Source organism: Halarsenatibacter silvermanii (assembly GCF_900103135.1).
Classification (GTDB): domain Bacteria; phylum Bacillota; class Halanaerobiia; order Halanaerobiales; family Halarsenatibacteraceae; genus Halarsenatibacter; species Halarsenatibacter silvermanii.
Genome location: NZ_FNGO01000006.1, coordinates 106479 through 129279, shown reverse-complemented (window position 1 = coordinate 129279; position 22801 = coordinate 106479). Strand labels below are relative to the sequence as shown.

The following is a 22801-nucleotide window of genomic DNA, read 5'->3' as shown; positions in this document are numbered from 1 at the left end:
TCGTCAACGGTGATTTGCACTTCTATGTCATCATTGTAGCCTTCACCAACGCCGGTATATTCACCGGGTTCATAAATTGCTTCCGGCTCTTCTTCAAGCTCTTCCTGAGATTCGGTTAAAGCGACATTTAACGCCCTCAGAAAGCCCTCGCTGGAGCCAGTGGCTTCTGTGACTGTATCCACATCTGTACTTTGAGCACTTACAACTCTGTCTTTCATTTCCTCAAAGGCTGGTTCGGCTATATCCGGTGTTTCGTCATGTTCTAATACATCAATTCCAACGATCAACCCGTTTTCAATTACAACCTCAAGAGCAATATCATCATTATATCCGACAGCTTCGCCGGTAAATCTTCCATCACTTAGCTCCATTTCTGGTTCTCCGATTTCCGGGACTTCGTCTTCGTCGGGTACTTCATCTCGACTGGCTTCGTCCAGGGCGTCATCGACAGCAGTCAGAAAACCTTCGCTGGAACCGGTAGCTCCCGATACAGTATCTACATCGGTGCTTTGGGCGGCGATAACATCATCTATGAGATCCTCAAAAGCCGGTTCAGCTATATCTTCAGTTTCTTCATGGGCAAGCACCTGAATGTCGACAATTTCATTATCTTCCAGGGTAACCTCAATTTCAATATCATTGTTATATCCTTCTTCTATACCGGTGAAGGTACCGTCTTCAAAGACTTCCTCATCTACCTCAGGCTCCTCTTCCGGTGCTTCTTCTCTTGCTTCGTTGCGGGCAGCATCGACAGCTGCCAGGAATCCTTCGCTCGAGCCAGTAGCTCCAGATATAGTGTCCACATCAGTGCTCTGAGCGTCTAAAACTTCATCTCTCAGATCTTCAAAAGCTGGCTCAGCTATGTCTTCTGTCTCACTATGGCTTATTACTTCAATTTCAGTTATTTCTTCGTCTTCAACTGTAATTTCAACTTCGATATCGTCATTGTACCCTTCTCCGACGCCGGTAAAGGTTCCATCCTGAAGGCCGACTTCTTCAGGTTCTTCCGGCTCTAATTCTTCTAATCCAGCTGTCTGCAAAATATCTTCTACAGCTGCAAGATAACCTTCACTGGTGCCCGTGGCATTGGTTACAAGATCGACATTGGGGCTTTGAGCGGCTATAACTCTCTCTTCCAGATCATCAAAGGCGGGACCGGCTATATCAGGGGTTTCCTCGTGATCCAGGACCGTAATTTCTTTTATCTCTCCATCTTCAATAACTACCTCAATTTCTATTTCACCCTGATAACCATCGCCTGTGGCAGTATAGACTCCATCATCGAATTCGACCGCTGTTTCCACATCAAGGGCATTTTCGATGGCGCTAAGATATCCCCGGCTGGACCCGGTAGCACCTGAAATGGTGTCCACATCTATGCTTTGAGCGGAAATTACAGCTTCTCTCAGCTCTTCAAAAGCCGGTTCGGCTATATCTTCAGTCTCTCCGTGATCTATAACCTGAATATCGGTAATTTCTCCATTTTCAACTGTTACTTCAACCTCAATGTCATCCTGATATCCTTCGGCAGTCCCACTATAAGTGTCATCTTCCTGAGGAATAGCAAAAGGTTCTTCTTCAATAGCTGCATCGGCCACGGCTGCCAGAAATCCTCTGCTGGTTAAAGTAGCTCCAGAAACCAGTTCCACCCGGGAATTTTGTTCTGATATGACTCTGCTTTTCAAGGTCTCCAGAGCGGGTTCAGCAAGATAAGTTGTTTCTTCATGATGAAGAATCTCTATATCTACCAATTCACCATCCTGAACCTCGATTTCCACATCAATATCATCTATGTGTCCTGCAGCAGATCCTTTATATCTTCCGTCTGATAGATGTGAAAAGTCAGCATCCTGTACTTCCACATGTCGGCTGGCAAGAGCATCATCAATCGCTTCTAGCATTCCATTTGAGCTCATTGTCGATCCGGATATCACATCTACATCTGTATCCTGAGCGCTTATTACCCTGGTTTTTAATCTTTCAAAGGCGCTTCGCGCTTTATGAGGTGTATCATTATGAGATATCACATTAATATCTCTTAAAAACCCGTCCTCTATAGCCACTTCTACTTCCATTTCTCCTCCCCATCCGCTGCCAGTACCTCTATAATAACCTGAGGGGAGATCGAAATAATCATAGGTCGAACCATGAATCTGTCTGTTGACCAGCTCCAGAGATGTTTCCACAGTTTGAGCTACTGCTATAGAGGAAAGAGTAGCATTGGTAATAGCATCCAGCTCGTAATCTCCAGCCTCAATGGTGGGATTGACGTCTTCGTATCTCAGGCCCACAAATTGCGCCAGAAAATCTTCTCTTTCTATTTGAGCTCCCAGCGTTGCGCTTTCATTGTGGTCTATAATTTTGCTTCCAATAACTTCTCCATCCGGGTTAATAGCCACCATATTTTGTATTTCCCCATCATATCCAATTCTTTCTGTGTAGGCTAGAAACCCTACTCTTCGCCCCCCCTGCTTAACCTCGGCTAATGTCCGATCATCGTGAAGCTCTTCAAGCATATTGAAGCCATCAGCATGAGGAAAGAAATCATGCATATGCTGATTAAAAACTCTGTGCTGAGGTTCTAAAAACTGTCTATCGCTGAGCTGTAGGGCTCCAAAAGCAATGGCAACGAATAAAACTGTTGATAAAGCTATAACTCCCGCCTGCATAATTCTCTTTTTCTTGAGGTGGATTTGACCAAAAATATAGCCTTCAAAAAGAGTATCGAAAAGATGAGAAAATCCATTCATCAAAAGTATGGCAAAAGTAACTCCTTCAGGAAAACCGGTGAAAACGCGGATGACAACGGTTAAAACTCCACAGCCAATTCCGTAAACTATCCGGCCGCTCCTGGTAGCCGGCGAGGAGACCATATCAGTGGCTATGAAGAAAGCCCCAATTATCAGAGAACCGGCAAGAATAGTATATACAGGATTTATACCGAGAATTATAGCTGTGACAGCAGCAGCTAAAATATAAGGAATTGAAATTCTTAGATCAAGATAGCCTCTATAATAAAGATAGGCAGCCCCGATAAGCAGAGCCAGAGCGGATGTTTCTCCGATACTGCCTGGCACTGTACCGATAAATAATTCCCATAAAGAAGCAGTTTCGCCTGGAGTGGCCAGCGGGGTGCTGGTGGAGACACCATCAAAGGGTGTAACCCACCTGGTCATATGAATGGTCCAGGAGACTGAGAGTATGGCTCTTCCTACCAGAGCCGGATTAAATACATTATTTCCAAGACCGCCAAAAAGCTGTTTGCCGACCAGAATAGCCGCAGCACCGCCCAAAATTGGTATCCACCAGGGAGCGGTTGGAGGTAATGAGAGCCCAAGTATTATTCCAGTGACAGCAGCGCTCCCATCTCCAAAAAATATCTGCCTTCCTTCTTTGTTCATATTGAAAGGAATCTCTACAATCATACAGGCAAGCATTGTTCCCGCTACAAGATAAAGTGCATAAGTTCCAAAAAGATAAACTGACATGAATGTTGCTGGAATTAATGCCAGAACCACATTCCACATTGTTTTTTCGATGGAATCCAGCTGCCTGATATGCGGCCCTGACATTTCGTATGAATTTGCCAAAATATTTCACCTCCGCATTTATACCGAAAATCTAAATTGTTATTGAGGTCTTTAGTACATCAGTTTTTGCCCTGAAAACAAAAATAAACCTAAATGGACATCTTAGCTGTCAGCAGCAGCTTTTCCCCTCTGTATCCATCTGACCAGCGGTCGCTTGGCCGGGCAGACAAAAGCACAGGCACCGCATTCAATGCAGTCGTTTAAACCGGCAATTTCCGCTTCTTTATACATTTCATTATTGACAAAAGCAGTTATTCTGTTGGGGGGTAGATACATGGGACAGACATCGACACATTTTCCGCATTTTATGCAGACTCTTTTCTCAGGGTCGTTGTACTCCTCTTCTGAGAGCACTACCAGTGAAGTGCCTTTGCCGACCGGGATTTGCATCTTTTCGACCCTTTTGCCGGTCATGGGACCACCCATAATTGTATAATAGTTTTCGGTTTCAGTTCCACCACAGTAATCGATAACATCTTTGATCGGAGTTCCTACAGGTACGGCTAAATTTTTCTGATCCTGTAAAGCCCTCCCGCTAACGGTTAAAACTCTGTCGATTAGAGTTCGCCCCCTGTATAAAGCCTCTGCAATTTTCGTGGTTGTCTGTACGTTGTTTACGATTACACCAACGTCCATGGGCAGGCCCCGGCGTGGCACTTCTCTATCGAGTACTGCTTTGATCAGATGTTTTTCTGCCCCATGAGGATATCTGGTATCAAGGGGAACTCCATCCAGGTTGTCCCAGTTTTCTGCCTCTTCTCTTATGGCCTCTACCGCTTTGGGCTTGTTGATTTCGCTGGAGACAATACCCTTTTCAGCTCCGCTGGCTTTCATAATCAGCTGCAGCCCCTGAAATAACAACTCTGTCTTTTCTCTCATCAACCTATCATCGACTGTTAGATAAGGCTCGCATTCAGCTCCATTGATTATGACTGTATCGATAGGCTTATCATCCGGAGGAGATAATTTAACATGGGTTGGGAAGCATGCTCCTCCAAGACCCACAATTCCCGCATTTTTAACCCTGTTGACAATTTTTTCTTTATCGAGCTCATCAAAACTGTATTCAGGTTCAAGTGTCATTTCATCATGGGACTGGCCCTGATTTTCTATCACCATGCAGTTGATCATAGAATCATCCGGGCCCGGTCTGGACTCAATACCTCTGTAAACTCCTGAAATACTTGCATGAATTAAAGCAGATAAGGCTTCATCGTTGCGGGCTATAACCTGCCCTCTCTGGACTTCTTCCCCCTCCGAAACAACAGGCTCGCAAGGAGCACCTATATGCATCTGCAGAGGGATGGTTACAAGTTCCGGGAAGTCCATATCTTCGATGGGAGAGTCAGTGGTCAAGTGTTTTTCTTCAGGCAGATGGACTCCTCCAATAGGAAACTTTTTTAAATCTTCCACATAATACACCTCCAAAAATAATTACAATTTTTTTAAAATGTCAAAAAGCCCGATTACCGGCCTAAAAAATTAAAATAAATTTTTATATTTAATATTTATGGTAGCTCATAACAATCAGAGTATAAAATAATAACTTTGTTAAATTTGTAACACAACAGGACAAAAATTATCCGCTTCTCTGATAATAATGTTCCAGAACTTAGTGTAACAGAATCATTTTTTTATGTCAAGAACGTCAGGGCAGCAGAGATGTCAGCATTTTCTCAGGGCGAAATTCTTCAGTTTTTCGACGTGGTAATCAGCCAATTTGATTGTCCCAAGTTGATTTGAGCTCCTCTTATCAGGACCATGAAAATCGGAACCTCCAGTAATGAGCATGTCATGCTTATCCGCTTTTTTTAATAGATTCGAATTTGTTCGAGATGAATGATCGGGATAATATACCTCCAGTCCGTCCAGTTCAAATTTCCTGAGTCCTTCAATGATCCGATCCTGATTTTCAAGCTTGCCCGGATGAGCCAGAACACTCACTCCGCCACCCTCTTTGATGGATTCTATAGCTCTGGCAGCTGTAATGTAATCTCTGCCTATGTAAAAATCATTGCCCCTTCCCAGATACCGCTCGAAAGCTGCTTCATATGATTCCGCCAGACCTTTTTGAGAGAGCATCTCCGCTATATGAGACCTGGTGTAAATTTCTCCTGGAACATAATTCTCTAATTCCGCAAAACTAACCGGATAGCCAGCATCTTTCAATCGGGAAATAATTTTTTTAGCGCGCTCAATTCTGCTTTTAGATATTAATTCCATCATATCGGTTATAGAATCGTTCTCAGGATCAAAAAGATACCCCAGCAGGTGAACATCTTCTCCTTTAAATTCGGTGTTGATCTCTACTCCGGTTAAAACCTCTAAATCTTTATCCTGAGAATGATCCTGGGCAGATTTTACTCCGGTGATGGTGTCATGATCAGTTATTGCGATATATTTGAACCCGAGTTGATCAGCCTTTTCTACGACTGTTCTGGGAGTAAAAGATCCATCTGAAGCTCTGGTATGAAGATGAAGATCAGCCGCCATTTCAAACCTCTGCCTCTCTTGTTTCCTGATCTTCTTTAATTCTTAACGGGGTAATCTGGTTTTGCCCGTGCCTGTAAATTGCCCCTTCCAGCTTGACAGCACCGGTTCCTACCTTAAATTTTGTGGGCATGCCGGTGAGGTGTTTTTTAATTATTTCCTGTGGTTTCATTCCTAGAATCGACTCGACCGCACCTGAAAATCCCAGATCACTAATATAAGCAGTATCTTCGGGCAGAATTTGAGCATCGCTGGTCTGAACATGGGTGTGAGTGCCGAAAACGCAATCAACTTTTCCATCCAGAAAACGCGCCAGCGCTATTTTTTCACCGGTGGCTTCCGCGTGAAAATCCACGAGAACAATATCCGCATCCATATTCAAAGATTTGATGTTTTTATCTATCACTCTGAAAGGGGAATCGTGAGACTGCATAAAAATTTGTCCGATCAGATTAACCACAATAATTCTTCTACCATTTTTCAAAAAAGATCCAATACCCCGCCCGGGGATTCCCGGAGCAAAATTTAAAGGACGAATTAACCTGGGTTCATCATCTATAAATTTATAGATGTTTTTATTTTTCCATGTGTGATTCCCCATGGTCAGACAGTCTATTCCGTATTCAAAAAGTTCTTCAGCGACTTTTTTAGTTATTCCAAAGCCGCCTGCAGCGTTTTCTCCATTGGCGATAACGAAATCTATATCGTGTTTTTCAATAAGATCTTCAAGATATTTTCTCACCGCTCTTCTCCCGGCTCTTCCTACTATATCTCCGATCAATAAAAAATTCATAGCTAACTCAATCACCTCATCCAAAATTTATGATCACAAATCCAGAATTTAGTTCAGTTTTACACACCAATTTACGAATTCAAATTCAAAAAAAGGGACCCACATTTTTCAATGAGTCCCCGTGATTTTTGGTGTTGAATTGTTTTATTGTTTACTTGGCATATTCTACAGCTCTTTGTTCTCTAATGACTACCACTTTTATCTGGCCGGGATAGTCCAGGTTTTCCTCTATCTCCCCGGAGAGATCACGAGATATTTTGCTCGCTTCCGCATCATCTATCTTTTCTGACTCAACTATGACACGTATTTCTCGTCCGGCCTGGATAGCGTAAGAATTTTTGACACCATCGAATGACTTGCCCAGATCTTCAAGCTCTTCCAGTCTCTTAATATAAGATTCCAGGGTTTCCTTGCGGGCACCCGGTCGAGCAGCGGAAATAGCATCACCGGCAGCGACCAGCACGGCCTCCACCGATTTGAACTCTATATCTCCATGATGAGCTTCTACGGCATGCAGAACTGAATCCTTGTTCTCGCCGTATTTTTCAAGCAGATTGAGACCTATATCTATGTGGGGGCCTTCCACTTCATGGTCTATGGCTTTGCCGATATCATGCAGCAGCCCGGCCCTGCGGGCTACATTAACATCTGCGTTTAGCTCAGAAGCCATAATTCCGGCAAGCTGTGAAACTTCCAGAGAATGCTGTAGCACGTTTTGACCATAGCTGGTTCTGAACTTGAGCTTCCCCAGGTTTTTAATCAATTCAGCATGCAGACCATGAACTCCGCTGTCAAAAGTTGCCTCCTCGCCAATTTCACGGATATGATTATCCAGCTCATCTTCAGCTTTTTCGACCATTTCTTCAATGCGGGCGGGATGAATTCTTCCATCTACTATAAGCTTTTCCAGAGCTATACGGGCAACTTCTCTTCTCATCGGATCGAAGCCGGAAATCACAACTGCTTCCGGGGTATCATCTATTATCAGATCCACTCCGGTCAGGCTTTCAAAGGCTCTGATATTTCTTCCCTCTCTACCGATAATCCTTCCCTTCATATCATCACTGGGAAGATCAACCACCGAAACCGTATTTTCAGTTACATGGTCAGCAGCACATTGCTGTATTGCTATCGAAATGATTTCCCTGGCTTTTTTATCCGCTTTTTCTCTCAGTTCAGCTTCTTTTTCATTTATTTTTCTGGCGTATTCGTGTTCAAGTTTTTCTTCCTGCTTGGAGAGAAGATAATTGCGAGCTTCCTCTTCATTCATGCCAGCAACTTCTTCCAGCTTTTGCTTCTGTTTTTCTTTTATCGTTTCAATTTCCTCTTCTTCTTTAGCGAGCTGTTTTTCCCATTGTTCCAGATTGCTTTCCTTGGTTTCCAGCTTTTCTTCTTTTTTGTCCAGTGCATCTTCTTTTTTAACAAGTCTATTTTCCAGTTTTTGCAGCTCAGCTCTTCTCTCCTGAATCTCGTTATTGGCCTCTTCCTTAAAAGTGTGAGCTTCTTCTTTTGCTTCCAGAATTATTTCTTTTTTCGTAGATTCAGCTTCTCTCTTGGCATCCTGTTTAATTTTTTCGGCCTCTTTTTCAGCCGATTGGATTCTGGCTTCCGCAATATATTTTCTGATGAAATAGCCGCCGATAAGGCCGGCTAAAACACCTATCACAGGGAGGAATCTAAAAACCCCCCAGTAGATCAATTCATAAATTTTATCCACCTCCAGTGTTGGTAACTTGTAACTGCGTTTTTATATCAAAAATACGATCAAATCATCATTGATAACAATGACAACCTGTTAACATTTTATCTCTTTTTTTTGTTAGTGTCAAGACTGAAGGATTATCAATCAAATTAATTAAAGGTTATTCTGCAATTAACTCTTCCACCAGATCTCTGGTTATACCCCGGGAAAAACCTTTTCTGCTCAAATAACCTGTCAGCTTGTATTTTTTTTCTCTGGTTTCGTAATCCTGGCTTGACTTTTTTCGCAGCCATTTTTCTGCCAGCTCTCTGGCCATTTTTCTTTCTTCACTGCGGGAAACATTATCTGCCAGCCTGGCTTCGACAATTTCTCGCTCGACTCCCTTATCGAGTAATTCAGCTTTTATCAAATTTTTACCCCTGGGCTTATTTTTCTTTCTGCTTCTGATCCATTCTTCGGCAAATCGCGAATCGTTTAGATAATTTTCAGACTCCAATTCTTCGAGCACTTCCTCTATTTCTGAAATACTAAATTCCCGACGGAGCAATTTTTCCCGAAGCTCCTGTCGGGAATGTTCTCTGCGAGCCAGCAGATCCAAAGCTTTCTTTTTTATCTCAGCTTTCGTCATCTTCTTCTGTATCCACCTCTTCTTCTGTTTCTTCCTCTGACTCCGCAAGACCGGTTTTGACTCTGATTTTTTCCTGAATTTCTTCCATTATCTCCGGATTTTCACTCAAAAACTCCTTGGAATTTTCACGGCCCTGTCCCAGCCTGACTTCGCCATAGGAATACCAGGCCCCCGCTCTTTCAATGATATCCAGATCAACTCCCATGTCGAGTACACAGCCTTCTTGTGATATCCCTTCGCCGTACATGATATCAAATTCGGCTTCTCTAAAGGGGGCAGCAACTTTATTTTTTACAACCTTTACTCTGGCATGTGAGCCTATTATTTCTTTATCTTCCTTGATCGTCTGAGAACGTCGTATCTCAATTCTGACGGAAGAATAAAATTTTAGTGCTCTACCTCCTGGAGTCGTCTCCGGGTTGCCGAACATAACCCCTATTTTTTCCCTTATCTGATTGATAAATACTATGGCTGTTTTGGACTTGCTGATAGCTCCCGATAATTTACGCAGAGCCTGAGACATCAGCCGGGCCTGTAGACCCACGTGCGAATCGCCCATTTCACCTTCGAGTTCGGCCTGCGGTACAAGCGCGGCCACAGAGTCCAGAATAATAACATCTATAGCGTTGCTTCTTACCAGAGCTTCAGCAATTTCAAGCGCTTCTTCCCCGTTGTCGGGCTGTGAAATCAATAAATCATCTATGTTGACTCCGAGATTTTCGGCATAGCGAGGATCCAGGGCGTGTTCGGCATCTATAAAAGCAGCTATGCCTCCATTTTTTTGAGCTTCAGCTATAATATGAAGACCCAGAGTCGTCTTTCCAGAGGATTCATTACCATATAATTCTGTAATCCTACCCCTGGGTATTCCCCCTACACCGAGAGCCACGTCCAGCGGCAGGGCTCCGGTAGGAATGCTATCTACATCTAAAGATTTCGACTCACCCAATTTCATTATGGCACCGTTTCCAAACTGTTTTTCAATATCTTTGACTGCTTTTTCCAGCGCTTTTTCTTTTTCTTCCTCAGCCAATTTGACCCCACCTTTCCAGGGCAGATTTTAATTCACGTTAATAGCATTATAGAACACTTGTTTAAAAAAATCAACCCTTTATTTTATTTTTCTTGAAAAAATTTCCACATATTGAGGACCTTCCGGGGTTAAATTGCTCTCGATCAGAGAAATTTTTTCCAGATGGTCCAGGACATTTATCACGTAGGAGTCTTCAAGTTCATCGAAGAACTGAGCCACCTCATCTTTAAGCCCATCATTTTTTACTCTGCCCAGTGTTAAATGAGGCTTGAAGGTCCTATCATCCGGCTCAAATCCCAGCTCGCCTGTCACTTCTTCCACGACTTCCTGTACTTTCTGCAGTTCTTTTTTTCCAAGCTCGACTGGTGTGACAATTACTCTGGGGTTTTCCGGGTGAGGAAAAGCTTCAAGACCCTGATATTTATAAGAACCTTCTTTTATATCAAGAGTTATATCGGTAAATCCATCCTTTATATCCTCAACTACCTCCCTATCAGTTTCTCCTAAAAATTTAAAAGTAATATGATAATTTTCCGGTTTGACCCATTTAATTCCCCTGGGCAGCTGTTTTTGCAGCCAGTTACTTTTTCGTTCCAGCAGCTGTCGAGCCCGGGCATTGGCAAAAGTTGCGAAAAAAATTCTCGGTCTATCGCTCATTAAAAACACCTCCTGCTTAAAATTTTTGCTTCTTCTCCAGAACCTTAAATGTGAACAGAGCATCATAGCTTCCAATAATAAGCTTTAGAAATATAACTAAAACTGTATTAAACCAGCTGATATGGAGAAGAGCCAAATTTTTAAAGATCAACAGCTCAGGCCGTTGAGCAGCGCCAGCCTGAAACGATTGAGAGCATGTTGAGAGGTGTACCATCTGATCTCCTGTCTGCTCCCATTGAAATGCCATTCCCGACAGCAGGAACGGTCTCCATCGGTTATGGCAAAATAGACCAGACCTACCGGTTTTTCCTTCGACCCTCCTTCGGGGCCGGCTATACCGGTAACTGAAGCGGCCATGTCGGCATCAAAAACTCTCAGGGCGCCCTCAGCCATTTCCACAGCAGCTTCTTCACTGACCGCACCCTTTTCTTTCAGAGTTTCACCAGAAACCCCCAGCAGTTTCATTTTGGCTCTGTTGCTGTAGGAGGTAACTCCTCCTGGATAAAATCTGGATGCCCCGGGAACATCTACTATTCTTTTGCTGATAAGTCCTCCGGTACAGGATTCAGCCAGCGCCAGCTGCACACCGCGGTCTACCGCCAGCTCCTTTACGGCTTCTGCCAGCGAGATGTTCTCGTTGACCGCAAATATTTTATCTCCCAGTTCATCTCTTATAGCTCTTATTTCTTCCTCTATATCCGAGTGCTGTATTTCCCTGAGATTTTCTCCATTAACACCGCCAGCAGAGATTTTGATCTCTATTACGCCGCCGTGGGGTAGAAATCTGTAATAAAAGTCAGATTCGTCGATAATAGCCTGCAGATTATCTTCCAGTTCAGCCTCACCGATCCCGGCAGCTTTGAGCAGATAAATATTCTCGGCAGGATGTTTTTCAAAGTTATCGGTAAGAACTTTTTCCAGCATGCTTTTCATTTCCGGGGTTATACCGGGAAGGGATATAATATGAGTTCCTTCATGTTCGAACATGAATCCGGGAGCCGTTCCCTGCGGATTGGCAATTAATTCTGCTCCTTTCGGAATGTAAGCCTGGCTTTTATTGTTATCAGTCATCTCAAATGGTAGATCTTCAAAATAAGCTGAAATTTCTTCTGCGATATCTTCTCTAAAAATTAGCTCTCTGCTGCAGGCTGCCGCCACTGCTTTTCGGGTGATGTCATCGCCTGTTGGACCAAGTCCGCCTGTGGTGACGATAAAGTCGGAAAACTCCCTTAAAAATTTCAGCGATGATTTAATCTCTTCATAACCATCGCCCACACTCATAATTCTGGCAATTTCAAATCCGTGATGGTGCAGTTTATCTGCTAATATCCGAGAATTATCGTCAGATATCTCTCCCCGGACGATTTCGTCACCGATGGTCATTATCGAAAATTTATTCATCAAATCACCCTTATAATTGCTCTGAGAATAAGATTAGAGGGAATTGCTGCCAGGACATCGTCGATCATAACCCCCAGGCCGCCGGGGAGCCGCTGACTGCTGCCGATAATAAGAGGTTTCCAGATATCGAATAAACGGAAGAGAAAAAATCCCAGTACAATCATACTCAAAGAGAGTTCATCCAGAAATAAATACGTCATCCACATTCCCAGTATTTCATCGAGAACCAGGGTAGAATCATCTTTAATACCTGAATTTCTCCCTTCAATTTCACAGGAAATCGTGCCACTGATAAAAAGAGCAAGTAACAGCAGCGGATGAGCTAAAAACGGAAAGAATAAATACAGTACTGCTGCACCGAAAGCAGCGAGAGTTCCGGGAGCGCGGGATAAATTACCTAGCCCCATAGAGGTGGAAAAAAATCTATTCATCTTTTTTAAATCCATTTCGTATTCCTCCAGATTGGTTCCGAAGTTAGTTTTCGGGAGGAGCGAAAAATTCCAGATCTGACTCCCAGAAGTACACCAGGCCCGAGTAGATTGTGAAGAGGGCTGTAAGCCAGATGATGATGAAAGGAATCGGACCGGGGAGATAAATAACTCCCGGATGGAGAATCAGCAAAAATGCCACCAGAACCTGAATATTGGTTTTGACCTTACCCCAGATGTTGGCCGATATTACAACACCTTCGCTGGCAGCTATCATGCGCAGAGCACTTATCAAAAATTCTCTGGCCATTATTATCGTCACAGGCCAGGCAGAAACCTGAGGATGAATATCCGCCAGAGTTATAAAGACGCCGGCTATTAAAAGCTTATCAGCAACCGGGTCCATAATCTTCCCAAACTTGGTGACCTGATTGTACTTTCGGGCTATATATCCATCCACCCTGTCAGTCCCGGCCGCAGCCAAAAACATTAAAACCGCGATAATTTCCATCACGCCAGGCCTCAGGGGTTGAAGATACATAAAAAGCATAAACATGGGTATCATAGCGATCCTGATCAGCGTGATCTTATTGGCTAAATTCATTAACTATCTCCCCTGTAATATCGTATTTATAGGCCGATTTTATCTGACATTTTACTATCTCTCCAGCAGATAGCTCCTGATCGTCTGCTGGAATAGGGCCTCTGACACTGTTGTCAATCCCCGGAGCATCATATTCTGTCCGACCGATAAATTCTCCATCGCCCAGCTTATCTATCATAAGCGGCAGAGTCTTTCCGACCAGCTCCTGATTTTTTTGATGCGCTATTTCCTCCTGAATTTCGGTCAGCTCATTTTCTCTTCTTCTCCTGATCTCTTCAGGAATTTGCCCGGACATTTCAGCAGCATCAGTTCCCTCTTCCTGCGAATAGGAGAACACTCCCAGTTTATCAAATTTTACCTCGCGAACGAAGTTTTTTAATTCTGCAAAATCCTCCTCGGTCTCGCCGGGAAAACCAACCATAAGGGTAGTTCTAAGAGCTGTTTCAGGATTTATAGAACGAATCATTTCGATCTTATCCAGAACGTATCTGCTGCCTCCCGGTCTGTTCATCCTATTCCTGACATTTTCGGCCACATGCTGTATAGGCAGGTCGAGATACGAACAAAAATTATCGGCGGCCGCCATGAGTTCGATCAACTCCCTGTCGATCTGATCGAGATACGTGTACATCAACCTCAACCATTCAAGCCCGTCCAGTTTGAGCAGCTCTTTCAGAAGAGCGACAGTTCCATAATCGGCATCCAGATCTATTCCATACTGAGTCGTATCCTGAGCTATCAGGATGAGTTCGCTGATGCCGTCGGAGAGGATTTTTTCCGCTTCTTCGATAATCAAACTCTTATCGCGACTACGATAATCACCCTTTATTATGGGGATGGCGCAATAGGAACAATTTTTGCTGCAGCCATCAGCAATTTTGAGATAGGCAAAAGACCCCTCTCTTTTTTTTCGGGGAAGTCTCTGATTCAGCTTCTGTTCGGGCTCAGATATCAGGCTGATTTCTTCTCCAGCCAGAATTTTTTTGATAAAATCCTTAAAACTATCGTAATCTCCAACTCCAAAAATTCCATCCAGTTCAGGTATCTGTTCTTTGAGCTCATCGTGATAACGCTGTGAGAGACATCCTGTGACGACAACCTTTTCGCAGGCGCCGGATTTTTTCAGCTCAACAGCCTCCCATATAGCTTCGATGGATTCTTTTCTGGCATCTTCGATAAAACCGCAGGTATTTACTATAATTATACTGCTTTTTTTATAGTCGTCCACGATTTTAACTTCGGCTATTTCCTCAATCAAACCAGCATAATACTGGCCGTCGACTTCGTTTTTTGGACATCCCAGATTTTGAATATATATATTAATCATTTTTACACTCCTGATTTTTCACATCTTATTTAAATTATAAAACTTTATTATAAAAACTTTCAAGTGCATATTTCATATTGTTAAGTGTCCCCGGACCGCAAAGAGAGCATTAAAAAAACTGATCGGCGGTTAACCGATCAGAGAGTGAGATAATATTTGCCGAACTCTATCCGCATCTGAAAGATTTTATTTAAAAATGGTCGGGTTGCCGGGATTTGAACCCGGGACCTCACGCCCCCCAGGCGTGCGCGCTACCAAACTGCGCCACAACCCGAGCAAAATTTTGTCCTGCTGCTCAATCGACAATATAGATTATATTAAATTGAAAGCTGATTGTCAAGCAATTTTACGCGGGAAATAACCAGTATCGTCTAACATCTTACCTTGCTGCTTTTTTTTAGCCAGTTTAAGACTCTCTGGCTCTTATCAGCTACCACAAATACCTCCTGTATGGAAGAACTATTTTTGGCCTGAAGTTTAATCCCGCTGGAAGTTTCATACTTGATCTGCAGATGAGGTTCAACCCCGCTTCCACTTCTCCTGTTTATCCTGCCTGGTATTATGCTCTTTATGGAAGGGTGGCGGGCCATATCCTCCAGCAGAGGCAGTATATCTTCAATTATTGTATGCTCCTGTTTGACTTTATTGATTTTGTACTTGCCGCTCATAAAAAATCACCTAAAAGAATTATAACACATAAAAACATATTTGCAAATGAAATTTTCAAAAAATAATTTAAATAATCAAAACCCTTGACGAAATTACGTGGCTGCGTTATAATATCAATGCAGTTGAATAAAAAAGAATAAAAACGAGCTGACGTAGCTCAATTGGTAGAGCAGCTGCCTTGTAAGCAGCAAGTTGCCGGTTCAAGTCCGGCCGTCAGCTCCATTTTTTATTCTGCTTTATTATCATAATTTTGGCCCAATAAAATTTTAGTCTAGCAGAGTTCGAAAGCTTTATCTACAGTCCGTTCAGGATTAGAAAACTGATAAAAGCCTGAGGTGCTGTGATCATATTCAATATCCGGAAGCGGCCAGCTGTCAAGGAGTATTACAGGTTTTTGATGTTTTCTGGCCAGAGCTATTTCTGACAGAGTACCCGTTCCTCCGGCAATGGCAATAACGACTTTAGAGCTGGTTACTATCATCAAATTTCTGGCCTGCCCCATGCCGGTGGTCAAACTGTAATCCAGATAGGAATTAGCATCACTTCTGTCTGGAGAGGGCAAAATCCCAATAACAGTGCCTCCGGTTTTCTGACAGCCTCTGCTGGCTGCCTCCATGACTCCGCCTTTCCCCCCGCAGATCATCACGCCCCCACTCTCTCCGATCAATTCACCGGTTTTTTCAGCTTTATGATGAATCTTTTGGCCTATCGAGCTTTCCGCTCCTATAACTCCGATGTATTCAACATTTTCTGTCTTGAGATGGTCTCTTTTCTGCAAAATGTCACCTCCTGATACTGATTACCGTTGATTATCACCGTTCGTTTCAAATTTTTCCAGATGATTGAGCTTCTTTTTTCTATTTTTATCGGTTGTTTTCAATTTCAGCGGTGTGAGCGAAATATAACCCTCATTTACCGCCTGGATATCGCTGTCCGGAAAATCGATCTCTTCGTCTCCACCTACAAACCAGAAATAATCTCTTCCCTCTGGATCTATTCTTTTTTCTACTGCTCTATCATAAATTTGCGGTGTAAGATTTGTAACTTTAATCCCTTTGACATTCTTCCGCGCAAGATCAGGAATGTTTATATTGAGCGGCTGGTCCTCGCGGTCGTAAAAAAGCCTATGAGTTGAGATGAGTTCTTCGACGATCAAAGCTGCTTCTTTGAAGTTTCTTTTGTCTTTGACTGAGAGCGAAACAGCCAGAGAATTATAACCCTGCAGATGAGCCTCTACAGCCGCTGCCACAGTCCCCGAATAAAACACATCATATCCCAGATTTTTTCCGTTATTTATGCCCGATATAACCAGCTCGGGCTTGAATTCTTCCAGAGTGTGCAGCCCCAGCTTCACACAGTCAGCTGGCGTTCCGTTGACTTTATAAACTCTGCAGTCCAGATCATAATTTTTAACCTCTCTCTTTCTCAGAGGGCTGTTGATGGTTATAGAATGGCTGCTGGCACTCATCTCCCTTCCAGGAGCAATAACTATGATTTCGTGTCCCTCTTCCTCAAGAGCTCCAGCCATAGCTTTGATTCCTTCAGCATGAACTCCATCATCATTTGTCACCAGTATTCTCATAATCTAATCCTCCTATACTGATAAAATACCTGTTTGTCTGGCTTGGAAATGTAAGATATAAAGCTTCGTTCGCAATGAAATTTTTCTTCGGCTTAAATTTAGTTTTCAGCCATTGTTGTTATGTCAGAAAATAAAAAAATCATTATCTGGCCTTGAAGAAATAATATATATACTGTATAATAATTTTTGCAATGTCGGGCTGTAGCGCAGTTTGGTAGCGCACCTGCTTTGGGAGCAGGGGGTCCTGAGTTCAAATCTCAGCAGCCCGACCATTTCTCTGCCCTCATCGTCTAGCGGTCCAGGATACCAGGTTTTCATCCTGGCGGCGGGGGTTCGAATCCCCCTGAGGGTGCCATTGTGGAGGGGTAGCGAAGTCTGGTCAAACGCAACGGACTGTAAATCCGTCGGCGCTGCCTTCGAAGGTTCAAATCCTTCCCCCTCCACCATTTATTCTTTAATCTTTATGAAAAATTAATTTTGTGAAAACCGATATAAACAAACCCCGAACTCAGTTCCAGGTTGATTGGCTGATTTCGGGGTTTTTTATTCCGGACAGTATTTTATTTAAAGCCATCTATGACCTGTTAACCTGGATTTTCAGCTGTTTTTGCCGGCAAATTTTAAAGTTCAAACTCCTCTTCCACAACTTCACCTGTTTCACCCATTGTTCCCATTTCCTCTCCGGCAACGGTCAGTTCCACGCCACCCGCATTGCCGGTCCTTATCTCAAAAGAATTTTCGGGTTCATAAATTTCTTCTTCACCTGCTTCTAAAATTCCTTCAAATACATTTTCACCATCAACTGAGATACTCAGCCAGGCTCTCTCAGTTATAATTATTTCCACTTCGGAAGCTATCTCCTCAGGCTCTTCTTCTGTTTCTGTCTCAGCGTTTTCATCATCAATAGCCTCGAGCTCATCATCCGGAACCTCTTCAGCATCAGGATCTTCGACCAGCTCTTCCAGTTCTTCATCTTCCTGCAGGTCTATCTCTTCGACCTCCGGTTCAGAGATGGCCTCGTAATCGAATTCATCCATTTCTTCATCAAATCCGTTTTCAAGTTCAACCTCCGACATATCCCCGTTAAAATCCTCTTCCAGATCTATTTGATACTGTTCCAGTTCCTGCATGACCAGTTCGTCTTCTAAAGTGAGATCTTCAGTCTCTTCATCAACCTCTTCGATATCTTCTGGCTCTTCTTCCTCTTCGATTACAGCAGGAATATCATCCGGTTCAGCCTCCATATCCCCATTTCCATTCATGATAACCAGATTGTAAGTCACTCCCCCGGCGATCAGTACGAGTATAAAAGCAGCCAGAAGCACCCGGGGAGAAAAGGAAAAAAAGCGAGAGATGACTCCTTCATCGGAATCCTGCCGGGATCTTTTAATCCGGCGGCGGGACCCTTCCAGTTCATCATCTACATCTTCCAGATGACGCCACCTATCGAACTCCTCCAGAATTTCCTCTTCATCCAGTCCCAGAAAAGAGGAATAGTTCTTGATAAATGCTCGCGCGTAAACCAGGCCGGGAATTTCCTCGTAATTGTCATTTTCCAGCGCGATTATATATTTTTTTCTAATTTTAGTATTCTCCTCAATATCTTCTATGGAAAGTCCCAGCTCTTCTCTTTTCTCTTTCAGTCTTTTTCCTGGAGCCAAAATCTTGACCTCCTCTCATATCAAATTTATTCCTGTTCATCGCTTAAAAACTTATCGAGTTCATCCTCCGATATTAAAACTTCGCGGGGTTTGGGGCCGTTATAGGGACCTACTACTCCCATCTCTTCCATGTTATCTATCAGGCGAGCAGCCCGGGAATGTCCGATATGAAGGCGACGCTGCAGCATCGATATCGATGCTCTGTACTCGACTACGAGTTCTATGGCATCCTCCAGAAGCTCATCCTCTTCATCCTCCAGCTCCTCCAGGGTCAAATCATCAAATTCATCTTCGTCAATAAAAAATTCGGGATCAGTCTGCTGGTTGATAAAAAAAGTAACCCTGTTAACCTCTTCGTTGTTGATAAAAGATCCCTGTACGCGATATGGTTTTTTAGCCCCTACAGGATAATAGAGCATATCTCCATCCCCCAGCAGTTTTTCTGCTCCGCTCTCATCCAGAATTGTTCGAGAATCGGTGTTAGAGGAAACAGCAAAAGCTATTCGGCTGGGTATGTTGGCTTTTATCAGGCCAGTGATGACATCGACAGAAGGACGCTGAGTCGCTATAACCAGATGTATACCGGCAGCCCGGGACATCTGAGCAAGTCTGCATATAGAACTTTCGACTTCATTTGCTGCCACCATCATCAAATCGGATAGCTCGTCTATAACCACGATTATATAGGGTAATTCTTCTTCCGCCTGTTCATTATAGGACTCTATGCCTCTGGTGCCTGATTCGGCAAATTTTTCGTAGCGTTTTTCCATCTCCTCTACCACCAGTTTTAAAGTGCTGGCAGCTTTTTTGCAATCGGTCACAACCGGTGAAAATAGATGAGGTAATTCTTTAAAATTCACAAGCTCGACTTTCTTGGGGTCTATCAACAGAAGTTTCAAATCTTCGGGGCTGTGCTGAAAAAGAAGACTGGTAATGACACTGTTAATGCAGACACTTTTACCTGAACCCGTGGCCCCCGCGATGAGAAGATGGGGCATTTCTGCCAGGTCGGCAACTACAGGCGATCCTTCTATGGCCCTTCCCAGCCCTATGAGCAGTTCATCCTCATCACCCTCTTTAAAATCGCTGCTTTCCAGAACTCCTTTAAGTCTGACCAGCGATGCGCCCTGGTTGGGAACTTCTATACCCAGCGCAGATTTGCCCGGAATAGGGGCTTCTATTCTAACATCTTTGGCGGCAAGCGACAGCGCAATATCGTCAGAAAGGTTGACAATTTTATTAACTTTCACTCCTGTTTCAGGCTGAACTTCGTAACGCGTCAGAGTTGGACCTTTTCTGGTCTCAACTACATCCGCATCGACACCAAAATTATCCAGGGTTTTTTCCAGCAGATCACTTTTATCCTCTCCCCCTTCAGAATTTATATCATCTTCTTCCAGAAGCTCGAGAGGAGGTATCTGGTATCCCTCTTCTTCCTGATCAACCTCTATTAGTTCCTGCCAGTTTTTATCGGTTGAATTTTCCTCATCTTCGGCTTTTTCACCATCTGAAAGACCGATATCCCGGGGATTTTCTTCAAAAAAATCATCTTTCGGATCTACCTTTGCCTCCGGCTTATCACTAGAATCCTCTTCGAATTTTTTTGCTTCCTCTTTTCCTGAATCATTATTTTCCTCAGGAGTCAAAACCGGATTTTTAGCGATAGCTGATTCATCATTTTCTTCGGAATCGCTGGAACTTTCAGCATTATCCTGAGAGCTTATTATTTTTTTTAGCTGAGCCAGCAGAACAGACGGAGATATTTTTGCCAGAATTTCTTTAAAATTTGAAAACAAACCGGAAGTCGCTGAGAAAAGATAGGAGACAAAATCGGTCAAAAATACATCGAATAACAACAAAAGTCCTACTAAAGTCAAAGAGAGCAGAATTATTCTGCTGCCCAAAGAGCCGAAAACCGTCTCGAAAATATGGGCGGTAGTTCCGCCTATAACTCCTCCCCCTGCCCCCAGCAGGCCGCTGGCAAAAGAGTCCTGAAAACCCTGGCTCAGATGGAAAATCGTCAGCGAAGAAAAGTAGGCCAGAAAAAATCCGGCGATCTTTATTTTGTTGATATCGGGTCCTGTGATAAATTTTAACCCCAGCAGAACGAATAATATAGGCAGCGTTAAGGCCGCTTCGCCCAGAAAAAAGGTGTAGAAATCGGCAGCAACTTCGCCGACTACGCCGGCCGCTCCGTCCACCAGGGCCAGCAGGCTAAAAATAGCCCAGGCTATTACCAGTATCCCTATAATTTCATTTCTTCGTTTTTTTAGCGAAAAAATACCTGCCATTAAGTTCACTCCCTGAAATTAACCCGGCAGAAGCGTAAATTCTACAGGCATTTTATTACTTATTATTATATTCTTCTCGAACCCTATAAATCCTGCCTGTAGAAAGAAGGATAAAATAGAGACAGAGGCAGAAATCCTCTCTGCCTCCGCTCAGATAAACAACTGACTCATTAATATATTTTTTAGTTCTTCCCCAAAAAGCTGATATGAAGAAGATCCAATTTTTTAAAGATCAGACCTGCATTATTATAGGCAGGATCATGGGTTTGCGCTTGATTTTGTTGAATATATAATTTTTGAGCGAATCCTTCACCGTTTTTTTCAGCACACTCCACTCGGTAATACCTTCTTTTTCACAATCCTTTAGAGCATCTTCAACTCTTTTGGTGGCTTCTTCTATCAATTCCTCCGATTCTCGAATATAAACAAAACCTCTGGTGATGATATCCGGACCGGAAAGTAAAGTCCCGTTCTGATCTATTGTCAGGACAACTATAATTATACCCGCTTCAGAAAGGGTCTGTCTGTCTCTGAGGACGATATTGCCCACGTCGCCGATTCCCAGGCCATCGACCAGCACATCTCCGCCCTGAACTTCATCGATCTTTCTGACTTCATCCCGGCTGAACTCGATCACATCACCGATGTCAGCTATATAGGTGTTTTCTTCAGGCATTCCTGCTTCCTGAGCCAGCTGAGCATGCTGATAGAGATGCCTGTACTCGCCGTGAGTGGGTACAAAATATTTGGGATCGGTCAGGTTTAACATGAGTTTTAATTCTTCCTGGCTGGCATGACCGGATACGTGCACATCGGCAATTTCTTCGTATAAAACCTCCGCTCCCCGCCTGTAAAGCTGATTTATAGTTTCGCCGATAAACTTTTCATTGCCGGGGATGGCAGAAGCTGAGATTATGATCCTATCGCTATCCTTGACGTTTATATGATAATGATCTCCTCTGGCCATTCTCGTCAATGCGGCCATCGGCTCTCCCTGACTGCCGGTGGTCAGGATAGCTACTTTTTCGTCGGGATAATTGCTGCAGTCTCTTACATCGATAATCAAATTCTCAGGAGCATCGAGATATCCGAGTTTTTTGGCCGTTTCAAAACTATTTTCCATGCTTCGGCCGTCGATGGCCAGCTTTTTATTATGCCTTACTGCAGCATCCACGACCTGCTGAATTCTGTGAATATTTGAGGAGAAAGTCGCCAGAATAATTCTTCCATCCGCCCCGGAAAAAATCCTCTCCAGCGATTCCTGAATATCCTTTTCAGAGCCTGTATAACCCTCTCTTTCCACATTGGTGCTGTCGGAAAATAAAGCCAAAACTCCCGGGTGACCGCTGCCCAGCTCAGCCAGCTTCTGCAGGTCAGCTTTTTCGTCATCCACAGGGGTATGATCAAATTTAAAGTCGCTGGCGTAAACTACAGGTCCCAGCGGCGTATGAACTGCCAGAGCACATGTATCAGATATGCTGTGATTAACCCTGATAAAATCGACCGTAAACTGACCGATCTGAACGCTTTTGCCGGCAGAAACGACTTTGAGGGTGCTTTTCTCCATGAGGTTGTGTTCCTTCAGCTGACCTTCCAGCAGCCCCAGTGCAAATTTGGGTCCGTAAACAGGGACCGAGATATGCTCGAGCAGATAGGGTATGGCACCAATATGATCCTGATGACCGTGAGTTACAACTATACCATCTATTTTCTCCTGGTTTTTCAGGACATAGTCGAACTCAGGAATGACCAGATCGATTCCCAGCTGGTCATCCTCGGGAAAAGCAACTCCTGAATCTATAATTAGCATCCTGTCATCGTATTCCAAAACCATCATGTTTTTACCGATCTCGCCAACTCCCCCCAGAGGAGTCACGCGAACGGCTTCATTGTTTTTAACATTCATAAATTAATACATACACCTCCGAAATTTTTGCTTGATGAG

Annotated in this window: 18 protein-coding genes and 5 tRNA genes; 4 read left to right on the top strand and 19 right to left on the bottom strand. The window is 43.5% G+C overall.

The annotated features are described in order from the left end of the window. The 14 genes from BLT15_RS04895 to BLT15_RS04830 form a co-directional block, all read right to left on the bottom strand. On the bottom strand, nt 1-3590 hold a 3590-nt coding region (locus BLT15_RS04895; protein ID WP_143423016.1), incomplete at its 3' end, for an RnfABCDGE type electron transport complex subunit D. Between the two features lie 102 nt (nt 3591-3692). Next, nucleotides 3693-5003, bottom strand: a complete 1311-nt coding sequence (gene rsxC, locus BLT15_RS04890; RefSeq protein WP_159429821.1) for an electron transport complex subunit RsxC — start codon at nt 5001-5003, stop codon at nt 3693-3695. Nucleotides 5004-5255: 252 nt separating this feature from the next. Beyond that, nucleotides 5256-6083, bottom strand: coding sequence for a PHP domain-containing protein (locus BLT15_RS04885; protein WP_089759236.1), 828 nt, complete (start codon nt 6081-6083; stop codon nt 5256-5258). A 1-nt stretch (nt 6084) separates the two neighbouring features. Continuing rightward, nucleotides 6085-6873 (bottom strand): TIGR00282 family metallophosphoesterase, encoded by a 789-nt coding sequence (locus BLT15_RS04880; RefSeq protein ID WP_089759233.1) that lies wholly within the window; start codon nt 6871-6873, stop codon nt 6085-6087. 151 nt (nt 6874-7024) lie between these two features. Further along, a complete protein-coding gene (gene rny / locus BLT15_RS04875) occupies nt 7025-8596 on the bottom strand; it encodes a ribonuclease Y (protein WP_089759231.1) in 1572 nt (523 codons plus the stop codon). A gap of 139 nt (nt 8597-8735) precedes the next feature. After that, nucleotides 8736-9203: a regulatory protein RecX gene (locus BLT15_RS04870; RefSeq protein ID WP_089759229.1), complete on the bottom strand. Its 468-nt coding sequence runs from the start codon at nt 9201-9203 to the stop codon at nt 8736-8738. Beyond that, a complete protein-coding gene (gene recA / locus BLT15_RS04865) occupies nt 9190-10236 on the bottom strand; it encodes a recombinase RecA (RefSeq protein ID WP_089759227.1) in 1047 nt (348 codons plus the stop codon). The genes BLT15_RS04870 and recA overlap by 14 nt, the downstream gene beginning before the upstream one ends. 78 nt (nt 10237-10314) lie before the next feature. Beyond that, nucleotides 10315-10893, bottom strand: a complete 579-nt coding sequence (gene thpR, locus BLT15_RS04860; protein WP_159429820.1) for an RNA 2',3'-cyclic phosphodiesterase — start codon at nt 10891-10893, stop codon at nt 10315-10317. Nucleotides 10894-11040: 147 nt separating this feature from the next. Beyond that, the gene (locus BLT15_RS04855; protein ID WP_089759222.1) at nt 11041-12294 is read right to left on the bottom strand and encodes a CinA family nicotinamide mononucleotide deamidase-related protein; all 1254 of its coding nucleotides are present in this window, start codon (nt 12292-12294) and stop codon (nt 11041-11043) included. Continuing rightward, nucleotides 12294-12740 (bottom strand): phosphatidylglycerophosphatase A family protein, encoded by a 447-nt coding sequence (locus tag BLT15_RS04850; protein ID WP_089759220.1) that lies wholly within the window; start codon nt 12738-12740, stop codon nt 12294-12296. The genes BLT15_RS04855 and BLT15_RS04850 overlap by 1 nt, the downstream gene beginning before the upstream one ends. Nucleotides 12741-12768: 28 nt before the next feature. Continuing rightward, nucleotides 12769-13326 (bottom strand): CDP-diacylglycerol--glycerol-3-phosphate 3-phosphatidyltransferase, encoded by a 558-nt coding sequence (pgsA, locus tag BLT15_RS04845; RefSeq protein ID WP_089759218.1) that lies wholly within the window; start codon nt 13324-13326, stop codon nt 12769-12771. Next, nucleotides 13310-14653, bottom strand: a complete 1344-nt coding sequence (gene rimO / locus BLT15_RS04840) for a 30S ribosomal protein S12 methylthiotransferase RimO (protein WP_089759216.1) — start codon at nt 14651-14653, stop codon at nt 13310-13312. The genes pgsA and rimO overlap by 17 nt, the downstream gene beginning before the upstream one ends. 197 nt (nt 14654-14850) lie before the next feature. Next, nucleotides 14851-14927 (bottom strand) — tRNA-Pro (locus BLT15_RS04835). Nucleotides 14928-15024: 97 nt separating this feature from the next. Further along, entirely contained in the window at nt 15025-15321 is a 297-nt protein-coding gene (locus BLT15_RS04830; RefSeq protein ID WP_089759214.1) for a DUF2103 domain-containing protein, read from the bottom strand. Nucleotides 15322-15468: 147 nt separating this feature from the next. Here BLT15_RS04830 and BLT15_RS04825 point away from each other — a divergent pair. Then, nucleotides 15469-15544: transfer RNA gene (locus BLT15_RS04825), tRNA-Thr, on the top strand. Nucleotides 15545-15593: 49 nt separating this feature from the next. On the opposite strand, the gene BLT15_RS04820 is transcribed toward BLT15_RS04825, so the two are convergent. Then, entirely contained in the window at nt 15594-16100 is a 507-nt protein-coding gene (locus BLT15_RS04820; protein WP_089759212.1) for a TIGR00725 family protein, read from the bottom strand. 21 nt (nt 16101-16121) lie between these two features. Next, nucleotides 16122-16904 (bottom strand): 5'/3'-nucleotidase SurE, encoded by a 783-nt coding sequence (gene surE, locus BLT15_RS04815; protein WP_089759209.1) that lies wholly within the window; start codon nt 16902-16904, stop codon nt 16122-16124. A gap of 195 nt (nt 16905-17099) precedes the next feature. Between surE and BLT15_RS04810 the strand changes: the two genes are divergently transcribed. The 3 genes from BLT15_RS04810 to BLT15_RS04800 all read left to right on the top strand — a co-directional run bounded on the left by BLT15_RS04810 (nt 17100) and on the right by BLT15_RS04800 (nt 17350). Continuing rightward, nucleotides 17100-17176: transfer RNA gene (locus tag BLT15_RS04810), tRNA-Pro, on the top strand. Between the two features lie 7 nt (nt 17177-17183). Further along, nucleotides 17184-17259 (top strand) — tRNA-Glu (locus BLT15_RS04805). 4 nt (nt 17260-17263) lie between these two features. Further along, nucleotides 17264-17350, top strand: a tRNA-Tyr gene (locus BLT15_RS04800). A gap of 174 nt (nt 17351-17524) precedes the next feature. Here BLT15_RS04800 and BLT15_RS04795 read toward each other — a convergent pair. From BLT15_RS04795 to BLT15_RS04785, 3 genes are all read right to left on the bottom strand, one after another. Beyond that, nucleotides 17525-18565, bottom strand: a complete 1041-nt coding sequence (locus BLT15_RS04795; protein ID WP_089759207.1) for a helix-turn-helix domain-containing protein — start codon at nt 18563-18565, stop codon at nt 17525-17527. A 26-nt stretch (nt 18566-18591) separates the two neighbouring features. Beyond that, complete coding sequence (locus BLT15_RS04790) at nt 18592-20856, bottom strand: FtsK/SpoIIIE family DNA translocase (RefSeq protein WP_089759205.1); 2265 nt, start codon at nt 20854-20856, stop codon at nt 18592-18594. Between the two features lie 232 nt (nt 20857-21088). Continuing rightward, nucleotides 21089-22762 (bottom strand): ribonuclease J, encoded by a 1674-nt coding sequence (locus BLT15_RS04785; RefSeq protein ID WP_089759203.1) that lies wholly within the window; start codon nt 22760-22762, stop codon nt 21089-21091. Nucleotides 22763-22801: the final 39 nt, after the last annotated feature.

Excerpts from the sequence above, each read along its gene's own strand:
- BLT15_RS04855 (WP_089759222.1), bottom strand. The coding sequence starts at position 12,294 with ATGAATAAATTTTCGATAATGACCATCGGTGACGAAATCGTCCGGGGA.
- BLT15_RS04885 (WP_089759236.1), bottom strand. The coding sequence starts at position 6,083 with ATGGCGGCTGATCTTCATCTTCATACCAGAGCTTCAGATGGATCTTTT.
- BLT15_RS04830 (WP_089759214.1), bottom strand. The coding sequence starts at position 15,321 with ATGAGCGGCAAGTACAAAATCAATAAAGTCAAACAGGAGCATACAATA.
- thpR (WP_159429820.1), bottom strand. The coding sequence starts at position 10,893 with ATGAGCGATAGACCGAGAATTTTTTTCGCAACTTTTGCCAATGCCCGG.
- BLT15_RS04790 (WP_089759205.1), bottom strand. The coding sequence starts at position 20,856 with ATGGCAGGTATTTTTTCGCTAAAAAAACGAAGAAATGAAATTATAGGG.
- rimO (WP_089759216.1), bottom strand. The coding sequence starts at position 14,653 with ATGATTAATATATATATTCAAAATCTGGGATGTCCAAAAAACGAAGTC.
- surE (WP_089759209.1), bottom strand. The coding sequence starts at position 16,904 with ATGAGAATACTGGTGACAAATGATGATGGAGTTCATGCTGAAGGAATC.
- pgsA (WP_089759218.1), bottom strand. The coding sequence starts at position 13,326 with ATGAATTTAGCCAATAAGATCACGCTGATCAGGATCGCTATGATACCC.
- BLT15_RS04870 (WP_089759229.1), bottom strand. The coding sequence starts at position 9,203 with ATGACGAAAGCTGAGATAAAAAAGAAAGCTTTGGATCTGCTGGCTCGC.
- BLT15_RS04880 (WP_089759233.1), bottom strand. The coding sequence starts at position 6,873 with ATGAATTTTTTATTGATCGGAGATATAGTAGGAAGAGCCGGGAGAAGA.
- BLT15_RS04850 (WP_089759220.1), bottom strand. The coding sequence starts at position 12,740 with ATGGATTTAAAAAAGATGAATAGATTTTTTTCCACCTCTATGGGGCTA.
- BLT15_RS04785 (WP_089759203.1), bottom strand. The coding sequence starts at position 22,762 with ATGAATGTTAAAAACAATGAAGCCGTTCGCGTGACTCCTCTGGGGGGA.